The sequence below is a fragment of the Variovorax sp. V116 genome (assembly GCF_041154435.1).
GTDB lineage: Bacteria > Pseudomonadota > Gammaproteobacteria > Burkholderiales > Burkholderiaceae_C > Variovorax > Variovorax paradoxus.
Genome location: NZ_AP028661.1, coordinates 955,648 through 976,998 on the forward strand (window position 1 = coordinate 955,648; position 21,351 = coordinate 976,998).

At 69.0% G+C, this 21,351-nt stretch carries 17 protein-coding genes and 1 pseudogene; 2 read left to right on the forward strand and 16 right to left on the reverse strand.

The genetic code is table 11. The annotated features are described in order from the left end of the window. Positions 1-44: 44 nt before the first annotated feature. From ACAM58_RS04390 to ACAM58_RS04430, 9 genes and pseudogenes are all read right to left on the reverse strand, one after another. Positions 45-1,064, reverse strand: coding sequence for a tripartite tricarboxylate transporter substrate binding protein (locus ACAM58_RS04390; protein WP_018903691.1), 1,020 nt, complete (start codon positions 1,062-1,064; stop codon positions 45-47). 58 nt (positions 1,065-1,122) lie between these two features. After that, the gene (locus ACAM58_RS04395; protein ID WP_018903690.1) at positions 1,123-3,066 is read right to left on the reverse strand and encodes an acyl-CoA synthetase; all 1,944 of its coding nucleotides are present in this window, start codon (positions 3,064-3,066) and stop codon (positions 1,123-1,125) included. A 52-nt stretch (positions 3,067-3,118) separates the two neighbouring features. Continuing rightward, positions 3,119-4,117 (reverse strand): tripartite tricarboxylate transporter substrate binding protein, encoded by a 999-nt coding sequence (locus tag ACAM58_RS04400; RefSeq protein ID WP_018903689.1) that lies wholly within the window; start codon positions 4,115-4,117, stop codon positions 3,119-3,121. A 34-nt stretch (positions 4,118-4,151) separates the two neighbouring features. Continuing rightward, positions 4,152-5,359, reverse strand: a pseudogene (locus ACAM58_RS04405) (CaiB/BaiF CoA transferase family protein). A 64-nt stretch (positions 5,360-5,423) separates the two neighbouring features. Beyond that, a complete protein-coding gene (locus ACAM58_RS04410) occupies positions 5,424-6,239 on the reverse strand; it encodes an oxepin-CoA hydrolase, alternative type (RefSeq protein ID WP_018903688.1) in 816 nt (271 codons plus the stop codon). Continuing rightward, positions 6,236-7,378 (reverse strand): acyl-CoA dehydrogenase family protein, encoded by a 1,143-nt coding sequence (locus tag ACAM58_RS04415; protein WP_018903687.1) that lies wholly within the window; start codon positions 7,376-7,378, stop codon positions 6,236-6,238. The genes ACAM58_RS04410 and ACAM58_RS04415 overlap by 4 nt, the downstream gene beginning before the upstream one ends. A gap of 13 nt (positions 7,379-7,391) precedes the next feature. Further along, the gene (locus ACAM58_RS04420; protein ID WP_018903686.1) at positions 7,392-8,600 is read right to left on the reverse strand and encodes an acyl-CoA dehydrogenase family protein; all 1,209 of its coding nucleotides are present in this window, start codon (positions 8,598-8,600) and stop codon (positions 7,392-7,394) included. 67 nt (positions 8,601-8,667) lie between these two features. Then, positions 8,668-9,858 (reverse strand): acetyl-CoA C-acyltransferase, encoded by a 1,191-nt coding sequence (locus ACAM58_RS04425; RefSeq protein ID WP_018903685.1) that lies wholly within the window; start codon positions 9,856-9,858, stop codon positions 8,668-8,670. 30 nt (positions 9,859-9,888) lie between these two features. After that, the gene (locus ACAM58_RS04430; protein WP_369664212.1) at positions 9,889-12,024 is read right to left on the reverse strand and encodes a 3-hydroxyacyl-CoA dehydrogenase NAD-binding domain-containing protein; all 2,136 of its coding nucleotides are present in this window, start codon (positions 12,022-12,024) and stop codon (positions 9,889-9,891) included. Between the two features lie 154 nt (positions 12,025-12,178). Here ACAM58_RS04430 and ACAM58_RS04435 point away from each other — a divergent pair, with 154 nt between their 5' ends. After that, positions 12,179-13,111: a LysR family transcriptional regulator gene (locus tag ACAM58_RS04435; protein WP_012745998.1), complete on the forward strand. Its 933-nt coding sequence runs from the start codon at positions 12,179-12,181 to the stop codon at positions 13,109-13,111. A gap of 54 nt (positions 13,112-13,165) precedes the next feature. Then, positions 13,166-13,687: an ureidoglycolate lyase gene (locus ACAM58_RS04440; RefSeq protein ID WP_012745999.1), complete on the forward strand. Its 522-nt coding sequence runs from the start codon at positions 13,166-13,168 to the stop codon at positions 13,685-13,687. On the opposite strand, the gene ACAM58_RS04445 is transcribed toward ACAM58_RS04440, so the two are convergent. The 7 genes from ACAM58_RS04445 to ACAM58_RS04475 all read right to left on the reverse strand — a co-directional run bounded on the left by ACAM58_RS04445 (position 13,688) and on the right by ACAM58_RS04475 (position 21,298). After that, positions 13,688-14,050 (reverse strand): TfoX/Sxy family protein, encoded by a 363-nt coding sequence (locus tag ACAM58_RS04445; protein WP_012746000.1) that lies wholly within the window; start codon positions 14,048-14,050, stop codon positions 13,688-13,690. Between the two features lie 76 nt (positions 14,051-14,126). Beyond that, positions 14,127-15,308, reverse strand: coding sequence for an amidase (locus ACAM58_RS04450; RefSeq protein WP_018903681.1), 1,182 nt, complete (start codon positions 15,306-15,308; stop codon positions 14,127-14,129). Positions 15,309-15,342: 34 nt separating this feature from the next. Next, positions 15,343-16,380, reverse strand: a complete 1,038-nt coding sequence (locus ACAM58_RS04455; protein WP_369664473.1) for an ABC transporter ATP-binding protein — start codon at positions 16,378-16,380, stop codon at positions 15,343-15,345. A gap of 7 nt (positions 16,381-16,387) precedes the next feature. After that, a complete protein-coding gene (locus ACAM58_RS04460) occupies positions 16,388-17,425 on the reverse strand; it encodes an ABC transporter ATP-binding protein (RefSeq protein WP_369664213.1) in 1,038 nt (345 codons plus the stop codon). Positions 17,426-17,767: 342 nt separating this feature from the next. Continuing rightward, positions 17,768-18,682 (reverse strand): ABC transporter permease, encoded by a 915-nt coding sequence (locus tag ACAM58_RS04465; RefSeq protein WP_369664214.1) that lies wholly within the window; start codon positions 18,680-18,682, stop codon positions 17,768-17,770. A 4-nt stretch (positions 18,683-18,686) separates the two neighbouring features. Further along, on the reverse strand, positions 18,687-19,640 hold the full coding sequence (locus tag ACAM58_RS04470; RefSeq protein WP_018903677.1) for an ABC transporter permease: 954 nt from the start codon (positions 19,638-19,640) through the stop codon (positions 18,687-18,689). Next, entirely contained in the window at positions 19,640-21,298 is a 1,659-nt protein-coding gene (locus tag ACAM58_RS04475) for an ABC transporter substrate-binding protein (RefSeq protein ID WP_018903676.1), read from the reverse strand. Before ACAM58_RS04475 ends, ACAM58_RS04470 begins: the two co-directional genes overlap by 1 nt. Positions 21,299-21,351 lie beyond the last annotated feature (53 nt).

Consider the following 21,351-nt stretch of genomic DNA (forward strand, 5'->3'; position numbering starts at 1 on the left):
GCTGCGGCCCCGTTGCACGCCCCTCCCGGCTCTCTCGAAGCGGGCTACTCGAGCTTGGCGCCCGAATCCTTGATCAGGCGCTCCCACACCGGGCTCTCCTTCTTGTAGACGGCGGCAAAGGCCTCGGGCGAGCTCTCCTTCAGGTCGAAGCCCATTGCCGCCACGCGCGCCTGCACGTCGGGCTGGCGGGTGGCCTTGCCCACCTCTTCGGCAATGCGCTGCACAATCGGCTTGGGCGTGCCGGCCGGCATGGCAATCGCGAGCCAGCCGGCCACGCGGTAGGCCTCGTCGTCCAGGCCCTGCTCGGCCAAGGTGGGCACGTTGGGCAGCGTGGCCATGCGGCGCTCGCCGCTCACGCCGATGGCCCGGAGCTTGCCGGCCTCGATGTGCGGCTTGGCCACCAGCGCGCTGGCAAAGGCCATCTGGATCTGGCCGCCGATCAGGTCCTGCAGCATCGGCGCCTCGCCCTTGTAGGCGACGTGGTTCATCTCGGCCTTCTGCGTGAGGCTCATGTGCGCGCCGGCCAGGTGCGGGTAGGCGCCCACGCCGTACGAGCCGTAGGCCACCTTGCCCTTGTTGGCGGCCACGTACTTCAGGAGCTCGGGCCCGCTCTTCACCGGCACGCTGGGGTGCACCACCAGCACCAGCGGCGCGGTGGCGATCTGGTAGACCAGCGTGAGGTCGCGCTGCGTGTCGTAGGGCAGCTTCTGGTAGAGGAACTGGTTGGTCAGCAGCGAATTGCTCAGCGCCAGCACCAGGGTGTAGCCGTCGGCCGGCGCCTTGGCCACCGCATCGGTGCCGATGATGCCGGCGGCGCCGGGCTTGTTGTCGATGATCACGGGCTGGCCCAGGCCCGCCGCCATCTTCTCGCCGACTACGCGGGCCAGCACGTCGGTGGCGCCGCCCGCGGCAAAGGGCACCACCATGCGGATCGGCTTGCCCGGATAGGCCTGCGCCCAGGCGGCCGGGGTGGTGGCCGCGAGCGCGAGCGAGGCAATGCCGCAGTGCAGGGCGCGGCGGGTGATGCCGTGCGCGGTGTTGGTGGTGGTGAAGGTTGCGCTCATGTCCGATGTCTCCGGCGGTCGTTGTTGTCTGTCGAAAAAAGAAACCAGCACGCGGCGGCTATTCGGCCAGCACCTGCGTCTTGAAGGGAAGCGCCTCGAGCGCCGTGCGGATCCGAGCCTGCAGCGGCGCCGCGAGCGCGCCCGTGGCCGCGGCATCGATGCGCACCTGCACCAGGCTCTCGCCCTCGCTGCGCACGCGCGGCCAGGCGGCCGGCGGCGCGCCAAGCTCCCCGCACACCTGCGCCACCGTGGCCGCCACCACGCGGCTCGCGGCCATGGCGCGAAGCTCGGGCTTGTAGATCTTGCCGACGTTGGTCATCGGCATGTGCTCGATGATGCTCACCGAGCGGGGCTTGGCGGGCGCCTCGTCGACGCGCGCGGCAGTGAAGGCCAGCAGCTCCTCCTCGCTGGCCGAGGCGCCCGGCTCCAGCGTGGCAAAGACCACCGGCAGCTCGCCCGCATAGGCATCGGGCGCGCCCACCGCGGCGCACAGCTGCACCGCGGGATGCGCGCCCAGCGCGTCCTCGATCACCTTGGGGTCGATGTTGTGGCCGCTGCGGATGATCAGGTCCTTCGAGCGGCCGCTGAGGTTGAGCCTCCCGTCGCCGTCGATCCAGCCCAGGTCGCCGGTCGCGAGCCAGCCGTCGGCGGTGAAGGCCTTGGCGTTGTCGGCCGGATCGACGAAGCCCGAGAACAGGTTGGGCGACTTGAACAGCACCATGCCCTGCTCGCCGGGCGGCAGCTCGCGGTCGCTGGCGTTGCCGTTCTCGTCGAGCGCCACGATGCGCATCTGCATGTAGGGCAGCGCAAAACCAACGCAGCCCGCGGGCCCGTCCACGCCGGGCGGCGTGATGGTCGAGATGCCGGCCATCTCGGTCATGCCCAGGCTCTCGTGCACATGCAGGCCGAACAGGCGCTCGAAGCGCGCGGCCAGCTCGGGCGAGAGCACGGCGGCGCCCGTGCGGCAGTAGCCGATCGACGAGATGTCGGCGCCGTCCAGCGGCACGTTCGCGAGCGCCGCCAGCACCGTGGGCACGGCCGAGAGCGAGGTCGGCCGGTACTTCTCGACCAGCTTCCAGTAGTTGGCGAGCACCTCCTTGTTGCGCAGCAGCGAGGTCGTCGGGATGATCACTTCCATGCCCGCCGAGAGCGAGGCCAGCGAGGCCGGCAGCACGCCCGCCACGTGGAACAGCGGGTAGCCGTTGATCGAGATGCCCTGGTCGTTCATGCCCGCGACCTGCACGCTGGCCCAGGCCGTGAACACCTGCGCGCCGTGGCTGTGGCGCGCGAGCTTCGGCGCGCCGGTGGTGCCGCCGGTGTGGAAGTAGGCGGCGATGTCGGTGGGCGCAATGTCGCGGCCGCTCACGAGGCGATCGGACGGCTGTGCCGAACGCAGCACGTCGAACTCGGCCACGCCCTCGGGCAAGGCGCCCGCCGCGCCCGGTGCTTCGTCATGCGGCGCCACGCGCAGCACCGTGGTGAGCGTGGGCACCTGGCCGCGCAGGCGCATTGCCTTCGACCACATGCCCGATTCGCTGTCCGAGCCGTAGGCGATCAGCACCTTGGCGCGGCCCGCGGTCATCAGCGCCACCAGCTTCTCGTCGGTGAGCAGCGGGTTGAGCGGCTGCACGATGCCCGCCGCCTCGCCGCCCCAGAGCGCGAGGTGGTATTGAAGGCAGCCCGGCAGCAGCACCGCCACCGCATCCTGCGGACCCACGCCCAGCGCGTGCAGCATGTTCGCGGTCTGGTGGATGCGCGCGAGCAGCTCGGCGTACGACCAGCGGATCGGCGCGTCGGCCGGGTTGCCGGTGCGCAGGAAGGTCAGCGCGGTCTTGCCGCCGAAGGCCGCGCCCGCGTTGCGGAAGATCTCGTAGGTGCTGCGGACCGTCAGCGCCTCTTCGAGCGGCGTCTCCTCGAGCCTGCGGATGTCGGCGAGGCTGCGGACCGGGAGCGTCGGGCGAAAGGGTGCGCCGGCCGGGTTCGTCTTCTTGCTGTCTGCCATGGCATGTCTCCTGGATATTTGTTGTGGTGCCGGCCGCGTGCGAAGCGCTGTTCTACTGGTTCGTGATCTTGTTGTCGCGAATGACCTTGCCCCAGCGTTCGAAGTCCTGGCGCATGCGCACGCCGGTCTGCTCGCCCGTGCGGTAGGCCGCGAAGGAGCCGACGCCCTCGAGCTTGTCCTGCACTTCCTTGTCAGCGAGCGCGGTCTTGAGCTCGGCGCTCATGCGATCGACCACGTCCTTGGGCGTGCCGGCCGGTGCCAGCAGGCCGCCCCAGGACGTGGCATCGAAACCCGGGAAGCCCTGCTCGGCGACCGTCTTCACGTCGGGCAGCAGGCTCACGCGCTGGCCCGAGCCGACCGCAATCGCGCGCAGCGTACCCGAGCGGATGTGCGGCATCACCGCCACCAGGTCCGAGAACATCGCGGGCACCTGCCCGCCGATCAGGTCGGTCACGGCCGGTGCGCTGCCGCGGTAGGGCACGTGCTGCATCTCGAACTTGCCGATGTTCTTGAGCTGCTCGGTCGTCAGGTGGCCGAAGCTGCCCGCGCCGGCGGTCGTGTAGTTGAGCTTGCCGCCCTCGGCCTTGGCCTTGGCGATCAGCTCCTGCAGGCCGTTCACGCCGGGCAGCACCTTGGGGTTCACCACCATCACGATCGGCAGGTCGTACACCGTGCCCACGGGTGTGAAGCTCTTGAAGATGTCGTAAGGCGTCTGGCCGTACAGGTGCGCGGCCAGCAGCGTGGGCGTGGCCAGCATCACGAAGGTGTAGCCGTCGGGCGCGGCCTTGGCGGCCACCGCCGCGCCGATGGTGCCCGAGGCGCCGCTGCGGTTGTCGACGAGGATGTTCTGCTTCAGGCCCTGCGACATTTTCTGCGCCACGATGCGCGTGGCGACGTCGGTCGGGCCGCCGGGCGGAAAGGGCACGACGAAGGTGATCGGCTTGGCCGGCCAGGCCTGCGCGAAGGCGGTGCCGGCCATGAGCGGAAGGGCCAGCGCGAGGAGGGCGCGGCGTGCGGGATTGCGAAGGGAGCGGGAAGAAGAAACGGCCATGGACTTGTTCAAGGAATGCGGAAGATCGGCGCCTTCAGACGACGCCGCTGGTTTTCAGTTGCGCGAGCCGGTCGTCCGACAGGCCGAGCAGCGACTGCAGCACCTCGTGCGTGCCTTCGCCCAGCTGCGGCGGTGCGCTGCGCACGGGCAGGCGCTCGCCGTCGAAGCGGTAGGGCGGCGCCAGCACGTTGACCTGCCGGCCACCGGATGCGGCTGCTCGGTCACGAGGCCGGCATCGGCCGCGCGCCTGGAGTTGAGCGCTTCGAGCAGGCCCAGCACTTCGCCGCAGGGAATGCCCGAGGCGCTGAGCCTGGCCAGCAGGTCGGCGCGCTGGCGCCTGGCCAGCTCGGCATGCAGCTCGGGCAGCAGCACCGCGCGGTTCGCCGAGCGCAGGATGTTGGTCTTGAAGCGCTCGTCGGCCGCGAGGTCGGGCCGCTCGATCACTTCGGTGCAGAAGCGCGCGAACTGCGCGTTGTTGCCCACGGTGATCACGAGCGGGCCGTCGGCCGCGTCGAACACGCCGTAGGGCACGATCGACGGATGCGAGTTGCCGTAGCGCGGCGGGTCCTCGCCCATCAGCAGCGCCTCGAGGCCGTAGTAGGCGGTGATCATCAGGCCGCAGTCGAAGAGAGCCATCTCCACATGCCGGCCCTTGCCGGTCTTCTCGCGCTGGTAGAGCGCCGCGAGCACCGCCTGCGCCGAGTACATGCCGGTGAACAGGTCGACCATGGCCACGCCGAACTTCAGCGGCGGCTGGCTGGCTTCGCCGTTGAGCGCCATCAGCCCGGCCTCGCCCTGCACCACGAGGTCGTAGCCGGGGCGCGCGGCCTCGGGGCCGGTGCGGTCGTAGCCCGAGATCGAGCAGTAGATGAGCCCCGGATGCTCCTTACTGAGCTGCTCGTAGCCGAGGCCCAGCTTGTCGATGCCGCCGAACTTGAAGTTCTGGATCACCACGTCGCACTGCTTGGCGAGGTCGCGCGCGATCTGCTGGCCCTCGGGCGTCTGCAGGTCGAGCGTGACCGAGCGCTTGTTGCGGTTCACGCTGTTGAAGTAGGCGGTCTCGGTCTTGCCGACGCGCAGGCCCCAGTCGCGCGTGTCGTCGCCGCGGCCCGGGTGCTCGACCTTGATGACTTCGGCGCCCATGTCGGCCAGCACCATGCCGCACCAGGGGCCCGCGAGGATGCGGGACAGATCGAGGACGCGCACGCCGGCCAGCGGCAGCGAGGAATTCAGCATGGGCATGAGGGCAACTCCAGGAAAACGAACAACCCCCGCGTTCGCATGCGAGGGCGGGGCACGACGCGCGTCAGGACGCGTCCGGCTTTGTCTTGCGGCGCAGCGCGTTGAAATCCGCGCGCCGCTTGCCGAGGAAGGCACCGATGCCTTCGGCCGCCTCGGCATCGGCCTGCGATTCGACCATGTACACGGCCTCGGCATCGAGCTGCTGCTCGAGCGTGGCGCGGTGCGCCTGGCGGCACAGCGTCTTGATGCGTGCGATCGCGCGCTCGGGGCCGTCGGCCACCTTGGCCGCGAGCGCGATGGCCTCGGCCAGCGCGGCGCCCTTGTCGGTCAGCCGGTTGACCGCGCCCAGCGCATGCAGGCGCTCGGCCGTCATGCGGTCGCCGGTCAGGCACATCTCGGTCAGCACCTGGCGCGAGACGAATTCCGCAAGAAAGGCCGTGGCGCCGCCGTCGGGCGTGAGGCCGACCTTGACGTAGGCCACCGTGTAGAACGCGTCGCGCGCCGACACCAGCATGTCGCAGGCCAGCGCCATCGAGAGGCCCGCGCCCGCCGCGCCGCCTTCGACGGCCGCGATCACCGGCTTGCCGCAATCGCGGATGCCGCGGATCAGGTCGTGCAGGCCTTCGAGCTTTTCACGGCGCTCGGAGGCGGGCAGCTCGCGGCGCTTGGCCAGCAGGTTGAGGTCGCCGCCCGAGCAGAAGAAATCGCCCGCGCCGGTGAAGACGACGGCGCCCACTTCGGGGTCGTTTTGCGCATCGGCGAGCGCAGCGCTCAGCTCTGCGTACAGCGTCGGCGTGATCGCATTGCGCGCGCCCGGGTTGCTGTTGGTCAGGATGCGGACCGCGCCCTGCTGCGAGATCAAAACGGTCTTTTCGGTCATGCGGCCACCTCCTTGCCCAGCGCGATGTAGCGCTGCAGATGGTGGTCTTCGTCGCCGAGCTGGTGGTCGATCATCACGAGCCGCTTGGCGTAGTGCGGCAGCGGCAGCTCCCAGGTCATGCCGATGCCGCCGTGCATCTGGATGCTTTCTTCGGCCACCAGCGCGCCGATGCGGCCGATGCTGAACTTGGCAGCCGACAGCGCACGCTCGCGCGCCACGCGGTCGGCGCCGTCGATGGCGGCCGCGGCGTTGATCACCGCCGAACGCGCCTGTTCGATCTCGAGCAGCAGGTCGGCCATGCGGTGCTGCAGTGCCTGGAAGCTGCCGATCAGCATGCCGAACTGCTTGCGCGTGCGCAGGTAGTCGAGCGTGGCGGTCTTGGCGGCTTCCATCGCGCCGAGCGCCTCGGCGCACAGTGCGAGCACGCCGCGGCCGATGGCGCGTTCCAGCGTCGCGTGGCCCAGGCCTTCGGTGCCCAGCAGCGCGTCGGCGCCGAGCTTCACGCCGTCGAGCGCGAGTTCGGCGACGCGGCCGCCGTCGATGGCGGGGCAGCCGCGCACCGAAAGGCCCGCGGTCCTGGCAGGCACGAGGAACAGCGAGATGCCGGCTTCATCGTCGACCTTGCCCGAGCTGCGGGCCGAAACCAGGAACAGGTCGGCCTGCTCGCCCTGCGGCACCACGGCCTTGGCGCCGTGCAGCACCCAGCCGTCGCCGCTGCGCTCGGCGCGGGTCGCCACGCGCGTGCGTTCGTAGTGCGTGTCGGCTTCGTCATGCGCAAAGGCCGCGACGGTCAGGCCGTTGATGATGTCGCCGAGCTTCTCTTTCTGCGCATCGCTGCCGGCCGCGCTGAGCGCCTCGCCGACCATCACGGCACCCAGCAGCGGCTCGACCACGAGCCCGCGGCCCAGCGCCTCGAAGACCACGGCAATGTCGAAGCCGCCGCCGCCGAAGCCGCCATCGGCTTCGCTGAACAGCGCGCCGATCACGCCCAGTTCGGCGAAATTCTGGAAGATCTCCTTGCTGAAACCGTGCGCGGATTTTGCGATGCGGTCGCGCGCATCGAAGGCGTACTGCTCGGCGATGAAGCGGTTCAGGCTGTCGGCGAGCATGCGCCGGTCTTCGGTGTGTTCGAAGTTCATGTGCGTGTCTCCTTTACAGCCCGAGGATCATCTTGGAGATGATGTTCTTCTGGATTTCATTGGAGCCGCCGAAGATCGACAGCTTGCGGTTGTTGAAGTAGCGCGCGGCGGCGGCCGATGCGTAGGCCGGGCCGAAGGTTTCGCCGTCGAAGCCGTCGTGCAGCGCCTCTTCGACGAAGGGCCGGCCGTAGACGCCCATGGCGCGGCGCGCGAGCGACGAGATCTCCTGCCGGATCTCGGTGCCGCGGATCTTGAGCATCGAGCTTTCCGCGCCCGGCACGCCGCCGCCGGCCACGGCTGCGATCACGCGCAGGTTGGTGGTCTTCATGTTCTCCAGATCGATCTCGACACGCGCCATGCGTGCGGCAAATGCCGGGTCTTCGGCCAGCGGCTTGCCGTTCTTCGTCTGCGTGGCCGCAATGCCCTTGAGCTGCTCGAGCGCCGCCACCGAGAAGCCGACGCCCGCGATGTTGGTGCGCTCGTAGGTCAAAAGATACTTGGCACAGGTCCAGCCCTTGTTCTCTTCGCCGACGAGGTTCTCGGCCGGCACGCGCACGTCGGAGAAGAACACTTCGTTCACTTCATGCTCGCCGTCGAGCGTGATGATCGGCCGCACTTCCACGCCGGGCGAGGTCATGTCGATCAGGAGGAAGCTGATGCCTTCCTGCTTCTTCGCCTCGCGGTTGGTGCGCACCAGGCAGAAGATCATGTTGGCGTGCTGGCCCAGCGTGGTCCAGGTCTTCTGGCCGTTCACGATGTAGTGGTCGCCCTGGGCGTCGATGCCGCGCACGGCCGAGGTCTTCACGGCCGCCAGGTCGGAGCCCGCGCCGGGTTCCGAATAGCCCTGGCACCACCAGTCGGCGCCGTTCAGGATGCGCGGCAGCCAGTGGCGCTTCTGTGCCTCGTTGCCGTACTTGATGAGCACCGGCCCGAGCATGTTCACGCCGAAGGGCACGATGCGCGGCGCAAAGGCCAGCGCGCATTCGTGTTCGAAGATGAATTTTTCCACCGCCGTCCAGCCCGGACCGCCGTACTGCTCGGGCCAGTGATTCGCGAGCCAGCCGCGCTCGTTGAGGATGGCGTGCCATTCCTCCATATCGGCCTTGGCGAGGATCTTGCCGCCGCGCACTTTCTCGGACAGCCGCACCGGCAGTCTTGCGGCCAGGAAGGCGCGCACTTCGCTGCGGAAGGCTTCTTCTTCGGTCGTGAAATTCAGGTCCATCGCATTCCAATCAGTTGAGGACAGAGCAAAAATTGCTGCGCAATTTCTTGGTCTGTCCCGCAAGGTTTCAAAATATTTCGAACAGGCCCGCCGCGCCCATGCCGCCGGCAATGCACATCGTGACCACCGCGTACTTCGCGCCGCGGCGCCTGCCTTCGATCAGCACGTGGCCCGTGAGGCGCGCGCCGGTCATGCCGAAGGGGTGGCCGATGGAGATCGCGCCGCCGTTCACGTTGAGCAGTTCCGACGGAATGCCGAGCTTCTCCTGGCAGTAGATCGACTGCGAGGCGAAGGCTTCGTTGAGTTCCCAGAGGCCGATGTCCTCGACCTTCAGGCCATGGCGCGCGAGCAGCTTGGGCACCGCGAACACCGGGCCAATGCCCATCTCGTCGGGCTCGCAGCCGGCCACCGCAAGGCCGCGGAATGCGCCGAGGGGCTTGAGGTTGGCACGCTCCGCGTCCTTCGCTTCCATCAGCACGCAGGCCGAGGCGCCGTCGGACAGCTGCGAGGCGTTGCCGGCCGTGATGAACTTGTCGTCGCCCATCACGGGCTTGAGCTTGGCGAGCGCCTCGTAGGTGGTGCCGCGGCGGTTGCAGTTGTCTTCGGTGGCGGTGACTTCGCGGTAGCTGACTTCCTTGGTCTCCTTGTCGGTCACGGCCATGGTGGTGGTGCAGGCGACGATCTCGTCCCTGTAGCGGCCGGCGAGCTGGGCCTCTTCGGTCTTGCGCTGGCTCTCGGCCGAGAAGCGGTCCTGCGCCTCGCGGCTGATGCCGTAGCGCTGGGCCACGATGTCGGCGGTCTCGATCATCGCCATGTAGAGCGCGGGCTTGTGCTGGACGATCCACGGGTCCATGCCGCTGTCGCCGGCATCGGTGGCGCTGCGGCTGCGGATCTGCGAGATGCTCTCGACGCCGCCCGCGATCATGGCCGGCGCGCCGTCCACCACGATGCGGCCCGCGGCCATGGCGATCGCCTGCAGGCCCGAGGCGCAGAAGCGGTTGACGGTGGTGCCGGCGATCGAGATCGGCAGCCCCGCGCGGATGATGCTCTGGCGCGCGATGTTGCGGCCCGTGGTGCCTTCGGGGTAGCCGCAGCCGAGGATCGCGTCCTCGATCAGCGCGGGGTCCAGGCCCGAGCGCTCGACAGCGGCCTTGACCGCAAAGGCCGCGAGCGTGGGGCCCGGCGTGATGTTGAATTCGCCGCGGTGCGCCTTGGTGAGCGGAGTGCGGGCGGTGGAAACGATGACGGCTTCGCGCATGGGGGATGTCTCCTGGACGGCTGGCTCTGGTTACTCGGATTGGTTCAGGCTCGCGAAATCGGCGCCGCGCTCGACCAGCTCCACCAGCAGCGGCGAGGGCTTCCAGAAGATCGGGTCGGCCTTGGCGAATTCGCGGATGTCGGCCAGCACCTTCGGCAGGCCCACGGTGTCGGCGTACTTCATCGGGCCGCCGCGGTGCCGCGGAAAGCCGTAGCCGTAGAGGAAGGTCACGTCCACGTCGAGCGGGCGCAGCGCGATGCGCTGGAGCACGACGTTGGCGCCCTCGTTGATCATCGCGGCCATGTAGCGGCGCATGATTTCTTCCTCGGTGAAGGTGCGCGGCTTGATGCCCGCGCGCTCGCGCTCGGCGTCGATGATGGCCAGCACCTCGGGGTCGGGCTGGCCGGTGCGGGCGCCCTCGGGGTACAGGTAGTAGCCGCGCTGCGTCTTCTGGCCGAACCAGCCGCGCTCGCAGATGCGGTCGGCAATCTGCACGTAGCGCGCCTGCGGATCGCGCGTGGCGGCCTTGCGCTTGCGCGTGGCCCAGCCGATGTCGCCGCCCGCGAGGTCGGACACCTGGAACGGCCCCATCGGGTAGCCGAAGTTGCGCACGGCCTCTTCGATCTGGTAGGGCGACGCGCCGTCTTCCATCATGTGGTCGGCGGCCTGGCGGTACACCGCGAGGATGCGGTTGCCGATGAAGCCGTCGCACACGCCGGCGCGCACCGGCACCTTCTTCAATTTCTTCGCGAGCTCGAAGCCGGTCGCGACCACGTCGGCGCTCACCTTGGCGGGCACCACGATCTCCAGCAGCTTCATGATGTTGGCCGGCGAGAAGAAGTGCAGGCCCACCACGTCCTGCGGACGCGAAATGCTCTCGGCGATCTCGTCGATGTCCAGGTACGAGGTGTTGGTGGCGAGCACCGCGCCGCGCTTGCAGACGCGGTCGAGCTCGGCGAACACGGCCTTCTTCACGCCCATGTCCTCGAACACCGCTTCGACCACGATGTCGACCTGCGCGAGCGCGTCATAAGACGTGGAGCCCGAGAAGCGCGCCATCACGGCGGTCTTGGCCTCGGGCGTCATGCGGCCCTTCTTGATGAGGCCGTCGTACACCTTCTCGACATGCTGGCGGCCGCGCGCGAGGCTGGGCTCGTCGCGCTCGATCATGGTCACGGGCAGGCCCGCGTCGAGCATTGCCACCGCGATGCCCGCGCCCATGGTGCCGCCGCCGACGATGCCGGCCGATGCAAGCGCGCGCGGCGCGGCGGACCGGGTCTCGGGCGCCTTCAGCACTTCGCGCTCGGCGAAGAAGGCGTGGATCAGGCCGGCGCGCTGCGGGCTGTCGATGCACTGCAGGAACAGCTTGCGCTCCAGCGCCATGCCTTCGTCGAAAGGCAGCGTGAGCGCGGCCTCGACGGCTTCGATGATCTTCATCGGCGAGAACAGGCCGCGGCTCTTCTTCGCGGTGTCGGCGCGCGCGGCTTCGAGCGCGGCGCGGCTGGCTTCCTTGTCGGCCAGGCCGCCAGCCTCGCGCGTGCGGCGCACCGGCGCCTTGGCGGCCACGAGTTCCTGCGCGTAGGCCAGGCCTTCGGCGCGCGCATCGGCCTCGTTGCCGAGCCGGTCCACGAGGCCGAGCGACAGCGCTTCCTTCGCGCCCGCGTGGCGGCCGCTGAGCATCAGTTCGAGCGCGGGCTTCACGCCGATCAGGCGCGGCGCGCGTTGCGTGCCGCCCGAGCCGGGCAACAGGCCGAGCTGCACTTCGGGCAGGCCGAGCTTGGCGGTGGGCGAGGCGATGCGGTAGTGCGCCGACAGCGCCACTTCGAGCCCGCCGCCGAGCGCAGCGCCGTGGATGGCGGCAACCACCGGCTTGCTGCAGTTCTCGATAGCAAGGCACACCTCGGGCAGCGAGGGCGGCTGCGGCGTCTTGCCGAACTCGCGGATGTCGGCGCCTGCGATGAAGTTGCGGCCCGCGCCGACGATCAGCACCGCGGCCGCGGCGCCGTCGGCCTCGGCCGCCTCGATGGCGGCCACGAGGCCGCGGCGCACATCCACGCCCAGGGCGTTGACGGGCGGGTTGTCGATGGTCACCACGAACACGTCGCCAAGACGCTCGAAGCTGACGGGACCGGAAGACGTGGAAGGGCTGGAGGTTGTGGTGGCCATGTGCTTGTCTTGTCTCTTGCGTGGCGAGCCCTGCTGCAAACGCGAGGGGCCCGAGGCTCTGGGGGTGAACCCCGCATTCTTGGCCGGTGCCGGTGCTTTGACAATTGCATAGACCATTGACAGACTGTCAAAGAATTTTTGACACAATCGGCCCATGGATCTCCAATCGCTGACCCTGCTGGTGGAAATCCTTGACGCCGGCAACCTGAGCGCGGCCGCGCGCCGGCTCAAGATGAGCCGCGCCAACGTCAGCTACCACCTGAACCAGCTCGAGCGCTCGGTCGGCGCCCAGCTGGTGCGGCGCACCACGCGCCGCGCCGAACCGACCGAGATCGGCCTGCGCCTGTACCAGCACGGCGTGGCGATCCAGGCCGAGCTGCTGGCCGCGAAGGAATCGGTCACCACGCTGGGCCAGGGCCTGCAGGGCCGCGTGCGCCTGAGCGTGCCCAGCGGCTACGGCCAGCTGGTGATGGCCGGCTGGCTGATCGACTTCAAGCGGCAGTACCCGGGCATCGTGCTCGACGTGGTGTTCGAGAACCGCATCGAGGACCTGCTGCGCGACGAGGTCGACATCGCGATCCGCGTGATTCCAGAGCCGCCGCAGAACCTGGTGGCGCGCGAGATGGGGCCGGTGCGCTATGTGGCCTGCGCTTCAAGCGGCTATGCACAGAAGCATCCGCTGCCGGTGCAGCTCGACGAACTGCAGGGCGCGCCCGTGGTCACGGCCGCTGTCATCGGCCGGCAGCTGCGCGTGTCGGCCTACCAGGGCCAGAATCTGGGAGAGGTGCGGCGCGAGGTGATCCTGGAGCCGACGCTGATCTCGGAGAACTTCTTGTTCCTGCGCCAGGCCATCCTCGCGGGCCTGGGCATCGGCCTGGTGCCCGACTACGTGGTGCAGGAGGACGTGCGCAAGGGCGACGTGGTGACCACGCTGGACGACTGGCGCCTCAGCATCTTCGGCACGCAGATGTTCATGCTCTACATGCCCAACCGGCAGCACACGCGGGCAATCCGCACCTTCATCGATTTCATCCTGGAGCGGGTGCGGGTGCCCGGCGCTGAATCGGTTGATCAGTCGCAGCGGTAGGAAGCGCACGCAGGCCCGGTGACCATCGGCATGTTTTCTGCTGTACTCCGCCGCATGAACGATGCAGCTTTCCTCGCCCCGATGCCGCTCGCGGTGCAACCGCTGACACCCCAGGCTTTCGCGCCCTACGGCACGGTGCTGGCCGCGCCCGCCGGCAAGAAGGGCCGCCCGATCAATGGCGGCAATGCCGAACGCTTCGACCTTGTCGGCGACCTGCAGCTCGGCGCGCAGGGCGGCCGGCCGATGCTCGCGCTGTTCCGTGCGCAGGCGCGGCGTTTTCCGCATGAAGTCACGGAGATGGAGCGCCACGCGCTCGGCAGCCAGACTTTCGTGCCCTTGGGAGAAAGGCGCTTCGTCATCGTCGTGGCGCCGGCCGGCGAGGCGCCCGCGCCCGCTGCGCTCGCTGCGTTCGTGACCGACGGGCTGCAGGGCGTGACACTCGCGCCCGGCACCTGGCACCACGCGCTGCTGGCGGTGGATGCGGGCGACTTCGTGGTGGTGGAGCGGGCCGCGGCGAGTGTCGATTGCGATACCTGCGCGCTGGCGGCGCGGGTGGTCGTCGATTGGCGCGACTAACTAGGCGCGCTTGCCGGCCGGCTTCTTTGTCTTCAGGCCTTGCGCCGCGAGAACGGCTTCCCTTGCCAAGGCCGCCAGTGCCTCATGGTCCTCGATGATCTCGATGGGAACCTCGAAATACTTGCGCACCTGGACCCGCCGCGCCTTCGTGTCGTAGGCAAAGCAGGTGCTGCCCAGCTTCTCGTACCTGGGCCGCGTGTCCTTGTCCACGACGAAGTAGAGGCTGCCGCCCATGACCATCGCGAACTGCGTGGCGTGGGCCGAGAGGCCGGTGCCGCCGAAGAAGCGGTTTGTCGTGATGCCGTCGATTCCGGAGAGCCGGTCGACGATGAAATCCACGAATTGCGGCGAGGCCTGCGACATGTTGCTGTTCCTGCGCTCAACGCATGATGGAAGGCCGCAGTGTCGCCCAAGTCAGGGCCAGGGCGCGATGGCCGCGTCAGCCGCCGGCAATGCGCTCCGCCAGCCCGATCAACGACCGGTCCGACCCCGCCGGTCCGAGCAGCGAAATGCCCAGCGGCGCACCGTGGCGCTGCGCGAGCGGCATCGACAATTGCGGAAAGCCGGCAAGGCCCGCAATGCACAGCATCCGGATCGCGCGGTTGCGGTAGTCCTCCAGGCCGGCCTCGCCTTCGCTGCGCAGCGGCGCGATGTCGGGCATGGTCGGCATCAGCAGCACGCCGTCGCTGCCGAGCAGCTTGGCCAAGTGGCTGCGGAAAGCGATGCGGAAGGCGCGGCCCGCGACGATCTGCGCATCGGTCACGCCGCGCGACCAGGCGAAGCGCTCGGCCACGCCCGGGCCCAGCGGCGGCGCGTAGCGCTCGATCAGCGGGCCGTCGGTGAGCCAGGCCTCGTGCGACTGCACGTAGCGGAAGTTCCAGTACATCGCGTCGAAGGAGTCGAGCGCGACCTCGATGCCCGCCGCATCGCCGAGCACGCGCTGCGCGCGCGCGGCCGCATCCGCCAGCGCGTCGGCCGCGGCCGGCACCGCGAGCGACCACACGTCCTCGGGCCGCAGCAGCCGCACGCGCGCGGGCAGCGCGGCCGTGTCGGCACCCAGCAGCACGTCGGCCACGCGCGCGAAGGTGCCGATGTCGCGCGCGAACCAGCCGCAGGTGTCGAGGCTGGGCGCAAGGTCGAGCGCGCCTTCGAGGCTCACGCGGCCATGCGTGGGGCGCAGGCCGTACAGGCCGCAGTGGTTGGCCGGCGCGCGCACCGAGCCGCCGGTGTCGGTGCCGAGCGCAAAGTCGCACAGGCCCGATGACACGGCCGAGGCCGAGCCCGACGACGAGCCGCCGGTGATGCGGTCCTTGGCCGCGCCGTTGATCGGCGCCCCGAAGTGCGCGTTGTTGCCGTTCATCGAGAACGCGAGTTCGTCGGTCACGGTCTTGCCCGCGAAGCGCGCGCCCGCATCGAGCAGCTTCTGCACGGTGGGCGCGGTGCGGGTCTTGATGCCCGACATCGCCAGCACGATCGGGCTGCCGCCGCCGGTGGGATAGCCGGCCACGTCGAACAGGTCCTTGGCTGCAAAGCGCAGGTCGGCCAGCGGGCCGGTGGGCGCATGCGGCACCGGCGCGTCGGGGTACGGAACGAAGGCGTGGGCGGGGTCGTGCAGGGGCATGGCGTGTCGTGGTGTGTGCGTGTGCAGGTGCGGCTCAGGCGGCCAGCGTGGGTGCGATGGCGGCAGCGGCATCGGTATGGATGCAGCGCGCGCGGTGCTTCGGCGCAAGCTCGACCACCGGCGGCTGCGCGGCGCGGCAGGCATCGGTGGCGAGCGTGCAGCGTTCGGCAAAGGCGCAGCCGGGCGGCAGCGCCGACAGGTCGGGCGGCGCGCCGCCGATGGTCTCCAGCCGCGCGCCGCGCGCCAGAGCGCCGTGCGCGCGGCTCTTGAGCAGCGCGATGGTGTAGGGGTGGCGCGGCGAGCGGATCAGCTCGCGCGCCGTGCCTTCCTCGACGATGCGGCCCGCATACATCACGGCGATGCGGTCGGCCACCTCGACCGCGGCGCCAATGTCGTGCGTGACGAAGATCACCGACAGGCCGAGGTCGCGCTGCAGTTCGCGCAGCAGCAGCAGGATCTGGATCTGCACCGTGGCGTCGAGCGCGGTGGTCGGCTCGTCGGCCAGCAGCAACTGGGGTTTGCATGCCAGCGCCAGCGCGATCATCGCACGCTGCCGCATGCCGCCCGACATCTCGTGCGGATAGGCTGCCAGGCGCCGCTCGGGGCTCGGGATGCGCACGCGTTCGAACAGCGCAAGCGCACGCTGCTGCGCCTCGGCCGCCGTGGCCTTCCTGTCGTGCCGGCGGATCGACTCGACGATCTGCGCGCCGACCGAATACACCGGATCGAGCGCGAGCAGCGGCTCCTGGAAGATCATCGAGGCGACCTTGCCGCGGAAGTCGTCGAGCTCGCGCGCGGGCATCGCGAGCACGTCGCGCCCGGCCACCTGCACCTGCCCGCCGATGCGCGTGCGGCGCTCGGGATGCAGGCGCAGCAGCGTGCGCAGCGTCACGCTCTTGCCGGAGCCCGATTCGCCGATCAGCGCGACCACCTCGCCGCGCTGCACCTCCAGGCTCACGCCGCTCACCGCATGCACGGGCTTGCGGCCGCCGCTGAACGTGACACTGAGGTCGCGCAGGCGGACCATCGGCTCGGAGGAGGAAGAGGTCGGGTTGCTCATCGTTGTCGTCATCATGCGTTCAGGCCGCCCGGGCCAGCGGCACGGCCATCGGATGTCCGCTGCCGGGCTCGTGGACCAGGCAGCTCGCCGCATGCCGCGCGCCGGTGGCGATGGGCTCGGGCACGATCTGGCTGCACACCGGTGCGGCCAGCGCGCAGCGCGGATGGAAGCGGCAGCCCGTGGGCGGGTTGATCGGGTTCGGCGGGTCGCCGGCCAGCGCCGCTTGCTCGGTGCGGTGATCGGGGTCCATCGAGGGCATCGACGAGAGCAGCGCGCGGGTGTAGGGATGCGCCGGCGCATCGTAGAGCGCGTCGGCCGGACCGATCTCGGCCACCTGGCCCAGGTACATGACCATCACGCGGTCGCTCACGTAGCGCACCACGTTGAGGTCGTGGCTGATGAAAAGATAGGTGAGGCCGAATTCGGCCTTGAGGTCGAGCAGCAGGTTGATGACCTGCGCCTCCACCGACTTGTCGAGCGCCGACACGGCCTCGTCGAGGATCACCATGCGCGGCTGCAGCGCGAGCGCGCGCGCGATGTTGACGCGCTGGCGCTGGCCGCCCGAGAGTTCGTGCGGATAGCGTTCGGCAAAGCGCTGCGGCTCGAGCCCGACGCGCGCGAGCAGGTCGCGCGCACGCGCCACGGCCTCGCGCCGGCCGACGCCGTGCACCTGCGGACCGAAAGCCACCGAGTCCTCGATGGTGAGGCGCGGGTTGAGCGAGGCGTAGCTGTCCTGGAACACCATCTGCACCTGGCGCCTGAACTCCTTGAGCGGCAGTTCGCGCCCGCCGACTTCGCGGCCGTCGAAGATCACTTCGCCCCGCGTTGGTGCAATCAGCTGCATCAGCAGCCGCGCGGTGGTCGACTTGCCGCAACCCGATTCGCCGACCACGCCGAGCGTTTCGCCTTTGAGCACTTCGAAGTCGACCCCATCGACCGCGCGCACCACGCCACCGCCGCGGCCCAGCGGATCTTTCTTGAGCGGAAAGTGCTTGACCAGGCCGGTGATGGTGAGCAGCGGTTGTGCGGGGCCGCCGATGTCTTTCAGTGCGTCCATGGTGTCCTTTGTCGCTCTTGTTTTTGCGCTGTTGTTTGTTCTTGGCGCTCTTGTTCGGGGCGCGTGCACAGGCCACCGGGTACTCCCCTCCGCGAATGTCCCCCGGCCTGCGGCCTCCTCCTTGATTTCGCTGCGGGGAGCACCCGATGCCCTGTGCACCAGGACACGCTGCTGGTGTACCGCCGATCAACAACTGCTCTGTCCAACGCTCCCGTCGATGGGGTGCCTTGCGCAGCGAAATCAAGGAGGAGGCCGCAGGCCGGGGGACATTCGCGGAGCAAGGTACCCCGTCGGCGGGAGCGCGCCCCGAACAAAGAACCTCAAACACAACGCAAAGCATCCTCACCCCTTGTTGTCCATCGCCGACCGCAACCCATCGGACAAAAGATTGAAGGAGATCGACGTGATGAAGATCATCGCGCCCGGCAACGCGGCGACCCACGGCTGCACATAGATCGCGGTGCGCAGCGTGTTGAGCATCAGGCCCCACTCCGGCTCCGGCGGCTTCACGCCCAGGCCCAGGAACGACAGGCCCGAGGCCAGGATCATCGACACCGCGATCAGACTCGTTGCGTAGACGAAGATCGGACCGAGCACATTGCCCAGCACATGCACCCGCACGATCGTGAACGGGTTCGCGCCCGAGGCGCGCGCCGCCTCCACGTAGTCGCGCGTGCGCACCTGCGTCGTCACGCTCTCGGCCACGCGCGCGATCTGCGGAATGAAGACGATGGTCAGCGAGATCAGCGAATTGACCACGCCCGCGCCCAGCGTGCCCGACAGCGCAATGGCCAGCAGCACCGAGGGAAAGGCGTAGAACACGTCGATGGTGCGCATGATCAGCGTGTTGGTGAAGCCGCCCGCATAGCCCGCAACGATGCCGATCACTGTGCCGAGCACGAAGGCGCAGATCACCGGCGTGATGCCGATGAACAGCGACAGCCGTGCGCCGACGATCAGGCGCGACAGCATGTCGCGGCCCAGTTCGTCGCTGCCGAAGGGCAGGCCCTCGGTGCCGATCGGCTTGAGCCGCTTGAGCATCGACGAGGCGTAAGGATCGGCCGGCGCGAGCCACGGGCCGAACACGGCCAGGCCGATCAGCAGCAGAACCACCAAGGCGGCACCCATCGCGACCGGATCGCGCGTGAAGCGCAGCAGCGCCGAGGTCCAGTAGCCGCGGGAGCATTGCATCGGCGGCAGCGGCTTCACGTCGGCGGCGGCGGAGGAAGAAGAAGAGGGGAGGGGCAGTGCGCTCATGTCTTCAGGCCCGAGCGATGCGCGGGTCGAGCAGCGTCTGCAGCACGTCGACCAGCAGGTTGAGCAACACGAAGAACAGCGCCAGCACCAGGATGGTTCCCTGCAGCAGCGGCAGGTCGCGCTGGAAGATCGCGGAGTTCAACAGAAAGCCGGTGCCGGGCCACGAGAACACGGTCTCGATCAGGATCGAGCCGCCCAGCAGGTAGCCCAGCTGCAGGCCCATCACCGCGAGCGCGGTGGGCGCCGCGTTCTTCACCATGTGGCGGAACACGCCCCAGTGCGTGAGGCCCTTGGCGCGCAGGCCGACGATGAATTCCTGGTCGAGGATGTCGGCCACCAGCGCGCGCACGGTGCGCGCGATGATGCCCATGGGAATCACCGACATCGTGAGGGCCGGCAGGATCAGGAACTGCAGGTGCGCCCAGTCCCAGGCCCAGTCGCTCGAGCCGCCCGGGCCTGCGCCGGTGGCGGGCAGCCACATGAGCTGCGACGAGAACACGATCACCATCACCATGCCCAGCCAGTAGTGCGGCACGCTCACGCCCAGCACCGACAGCATCGAGGCAAGGCGGTCGAGCCATGAGTTGCGGAAGTAGCCGGCCACGAAACCGAACAGGCAGCCCAGCACGAAGCCGATGAAGGTCGCCACCACCGCGAGTCGCAGCGTGTTGCCCACGGCCGTGAACACCTCGCCCGCCACGGCGCGGTTGCTTGCGATGGACACGCCCAGGTCGCCATGCAGCGCACGCCAGACCCACATCGCGAACTGCTCGGGCAGCGAACGGTTGAAGCCGTAGAGCTCGCGCAGCTGCGCCTGCAGGTCGGCCGAGGCGTCGGGCGGCAGGATCGACACCAGCGGATCGCCCGGCGCGATGTGCACCAGCAGAAAACACACCAGCGCCACGCCGACCATGATCGGCACGGCGTAGACGATGCGGCGCAACAGATAGGCGAGCATCAGTCCATCGTCATGGTGGCGATGTCGATGAACCAGCTCTTGGGCTGGACGACGTTCTTGACCTTGGCCGACATCGCGCGCGGCCCCACGTCATGCGCGATCCAGACGAAGGGCGCGTCGTCCACGATGTGCGTATGCAGCCTGGCCAGCGCAGCGTCGCGCGCCTTGTCGTCGAAGCTGGTGCGCGCATCGGCCACGAGCTTGTCGACTTCGGCGTTGCCGTAGTAGCCCCAGTTGTTGGACACCGGCGGAAAGGCCTTGGTGCTCACGAAGCGCACCATCGCGAAGAACGGGTCCATCGCCGCGAAGCTGATGTTGACCGCGTTGGCGCTGTTGGCCGAGGGGTCCTTCGCGCCCTTGCGCCAGTTGGTGAAGAGCGTGTTCCATTCGATCACGTCGAACTGCACGTCGAAGAAGCACTGCTTGAGCGACTGCTGCGCGAACTCGTTCATCGGCAGCGGCTGCATCTGGCCCGAGCCCGAGGCGGAGATCTGCACCTTCACCTTGATGGGCTTGGCGGCCGAATAGCCGGCCTGCGTCATCAGCGCCTGGGCGGCCTTCACGTCGTACTTGATGTCGAAACCCGGCGTGCCGAACCACGGATGGCCCGGCGGCACCGTACCCTTGGGCTCGGCCATCATGCCGCCGAGCAGCTGCTTCATGCCGCCGCGGTCGATGCACAGGTTGGCGGCCTGGCGCACGCGCTTGTCGAGCCAGGGCGACCCCTCGGCAAACGACAGCTGCCACGGCCACACATGCGGCTGCGCGTTGGAATAGATCTTGAAGCCGCGCTGCGTGATCTGCGCCATGGCGTCGGGCGCGGGCGCCTCGATCCAGTCGACCTGGCCGCCCAGCAGCGCGGCGGTGCGCGCATTGGCCTCGGGCATCGGCAGCATCACGACCTTGTCGATCTTGGGCACGCGCTTCGCGTCCCAGTAGGCCTTGTTGGCGGCCAGCTCCAGGCGTTCGCGCGCCACGAAGCGCGTGACCTTGAACGGGCCCGAGCCCGCGGGGTCGGCCGCGAAGGCGGTCCATGCGGCCTTGGACTTGTCGGCGGGCGTGGCGCCGGCCGCGGCGTCGAATTTCTTCTGCCACTGCGCGGGCGAGGCCATGAACAGGTTGCTCAGGTTGATCGGCAGGAAGGCGTCGGGCTCGCTCGTGGCGAGCTCGACCGTCATGTCGTCGATCTTGCGCGCGGTGCGCAGCGTGGGCATGCGCGATGCGGTCACGCCGACCTGGCTGGGATCGAACTGCGGCGCGTCCTTGTCGAGCACCTTCTGCACGTTCCACACCACCGCGTCGGCATTGAAGGCCGAGCCGTCATGGAACTTGACGCCGGGGCGCAGCTTGAAGACCCACCTGGTCTTGTCCTTGGCGTCGACGGCCCAGGAACTGGCCAGTGCCGGGATCAGCACGCTCGGCGCGTCGGCCTTGGACAGGTCCCACTGCGTGAGCGAGTCGTAGATCGGAATGCCGGTGAAGCGGTTGCCTTCGAAGCCCTGGTCGGGCTGGCCGAGCGTGCGCGGAATGTCGGCCGCGGTCATGGCGATGCGCAGCGTCTTCTCCTGGGCCAGGGCCGGCGTTGCGAAGGCCAGGGTGGCGAGCACCGCGCAGGCGGCCAGGGGTTTCAGGATCGAGGCAGGAACGGCACGCTTCACAAGAGCTCCTAGGGATGAAAGGGCAAAGGGATCGAACCGGTGGTGAAGCACGA

Excerpts from the sequence above, each read along its gene's own strand:
- ACAM58_RS04390 (WP_018903691.1), bottom strand. The coding sequence starts at position 1,064 with ATGAGCGCAACCTTCACCACCACCAACACCGCGCACGGCATCACCCGC.
- ACAM58_RS04395 (WP_018903690.1), bottom strand. The coding sequence starts at position 3,066 with ATGGCAGACAGCAAGAAGACGAACCCGGCCGGCGCACCCTTTCGCCCG.
- ACAM58_RS04400 (WP_018903689.1), bottom strand. The coding sequence starts at position 4,117 with ATGGCCGTTTCTTCTTCCCGCTCCCTTCGCAATCCCGCACGCCGCGCC.
- ACAM58_RS04410 (WP_018903688.1), bottom strand. The coding sequence starts at position 6,239 with ATGACCGAAAAGACCGTTTTGATCTCGCAGCAGGGCGCGGTCCGCATC.
- ACAM58_RS04415 (WP_018903687.1), bottom strand. The coding sequence starts at position 7,378 with ATGAACTTCGAACACACCGAAGACCGGCGCATGCTCGCCGACAGCCTG.
- ACAM58_RS04420 (WP_018903686.1), bottom strand. The coding sequence starts at position 8,600 with ATGGACCTGAATTTCACGACCGAAGAAGAAGCCTTCCGCAGCGAAGTG.
- ACAM58_RS04425 (WP_018903685.1), bottom strand. The coding sequence starts at position 9,858 with ATGCGCGAAGCCGTCATCGTTTCCACCGCCCGCACTCCGCTCACCAAG.
- ACAM58_RS04430 (WP_369664212.1), bottom strand. The coding sequence starts at position 12,024 with ATGGCCACCACAACCTCCAGCCCTTCCACGTCTTCCGGTCCCGTCAGC.
- ACAM58_RS04435 (WP_012745998.1), top strand. The coding sequence starts at position 12,179 with ATGGATCTCCAATCGCTGACCCTGCTGGTGGAAATCCTTGACGCCGGC.
- ACAM58_RS04440 (WP_012745999.1), top strand. The coding sequence starts at position 13,166 with ATGAACGATGCAGCTTTCCTCGCCCCGATGCCGCTCGCGGTGCAACCG.
- ACAM58_RS04445 (WP_012746000.1), bottom strand. The coding sequence starts at position 14,050 with ATGTCGCAGGCCTCGCCGCAATTCGTGGATTTCATCGTCGACCGGCTC.
- ACAM58_RS04450 (WP_018903681.1), bottom strand. The coding sequence starts at position 15,308 with ATGCCCCTGCACGACCCCGCCCACGCCTTCGTTCCGTACCCCGACGCG.
- ACAM58_RS04455 (WP_369664473.1), bottom strand. The coding sequence starts at position 16,380 with ATGACGACAACGATGAGCAACCCGACCTCTTCCTCCTCCGAGCCGATG.
- ACAM58_RS04460 (WP_369664213.1), bottom strand. The coding sequence starts at position 17,425 with ATGGACGCACTGAAAGACATCGGCGGCCCCGCACAACCGCTGCTCACC.
- ACAM58_RS04465 (WP_369664214.1), bottom strand. The coding sequence starts at position 18,682 with ATGAGCGCACTGCCCCTCCCCTCTTCTTCTTCCTCCGCCGCCGCCGAC.
- ACAM58_RS04470 (WP_018903677.1), bottom strand. The coding sequence starts at position 19,640 with ATGCTCGCCTATCTGTTGCGCCGCATCGTCTACGCCGTGCCGATCATG.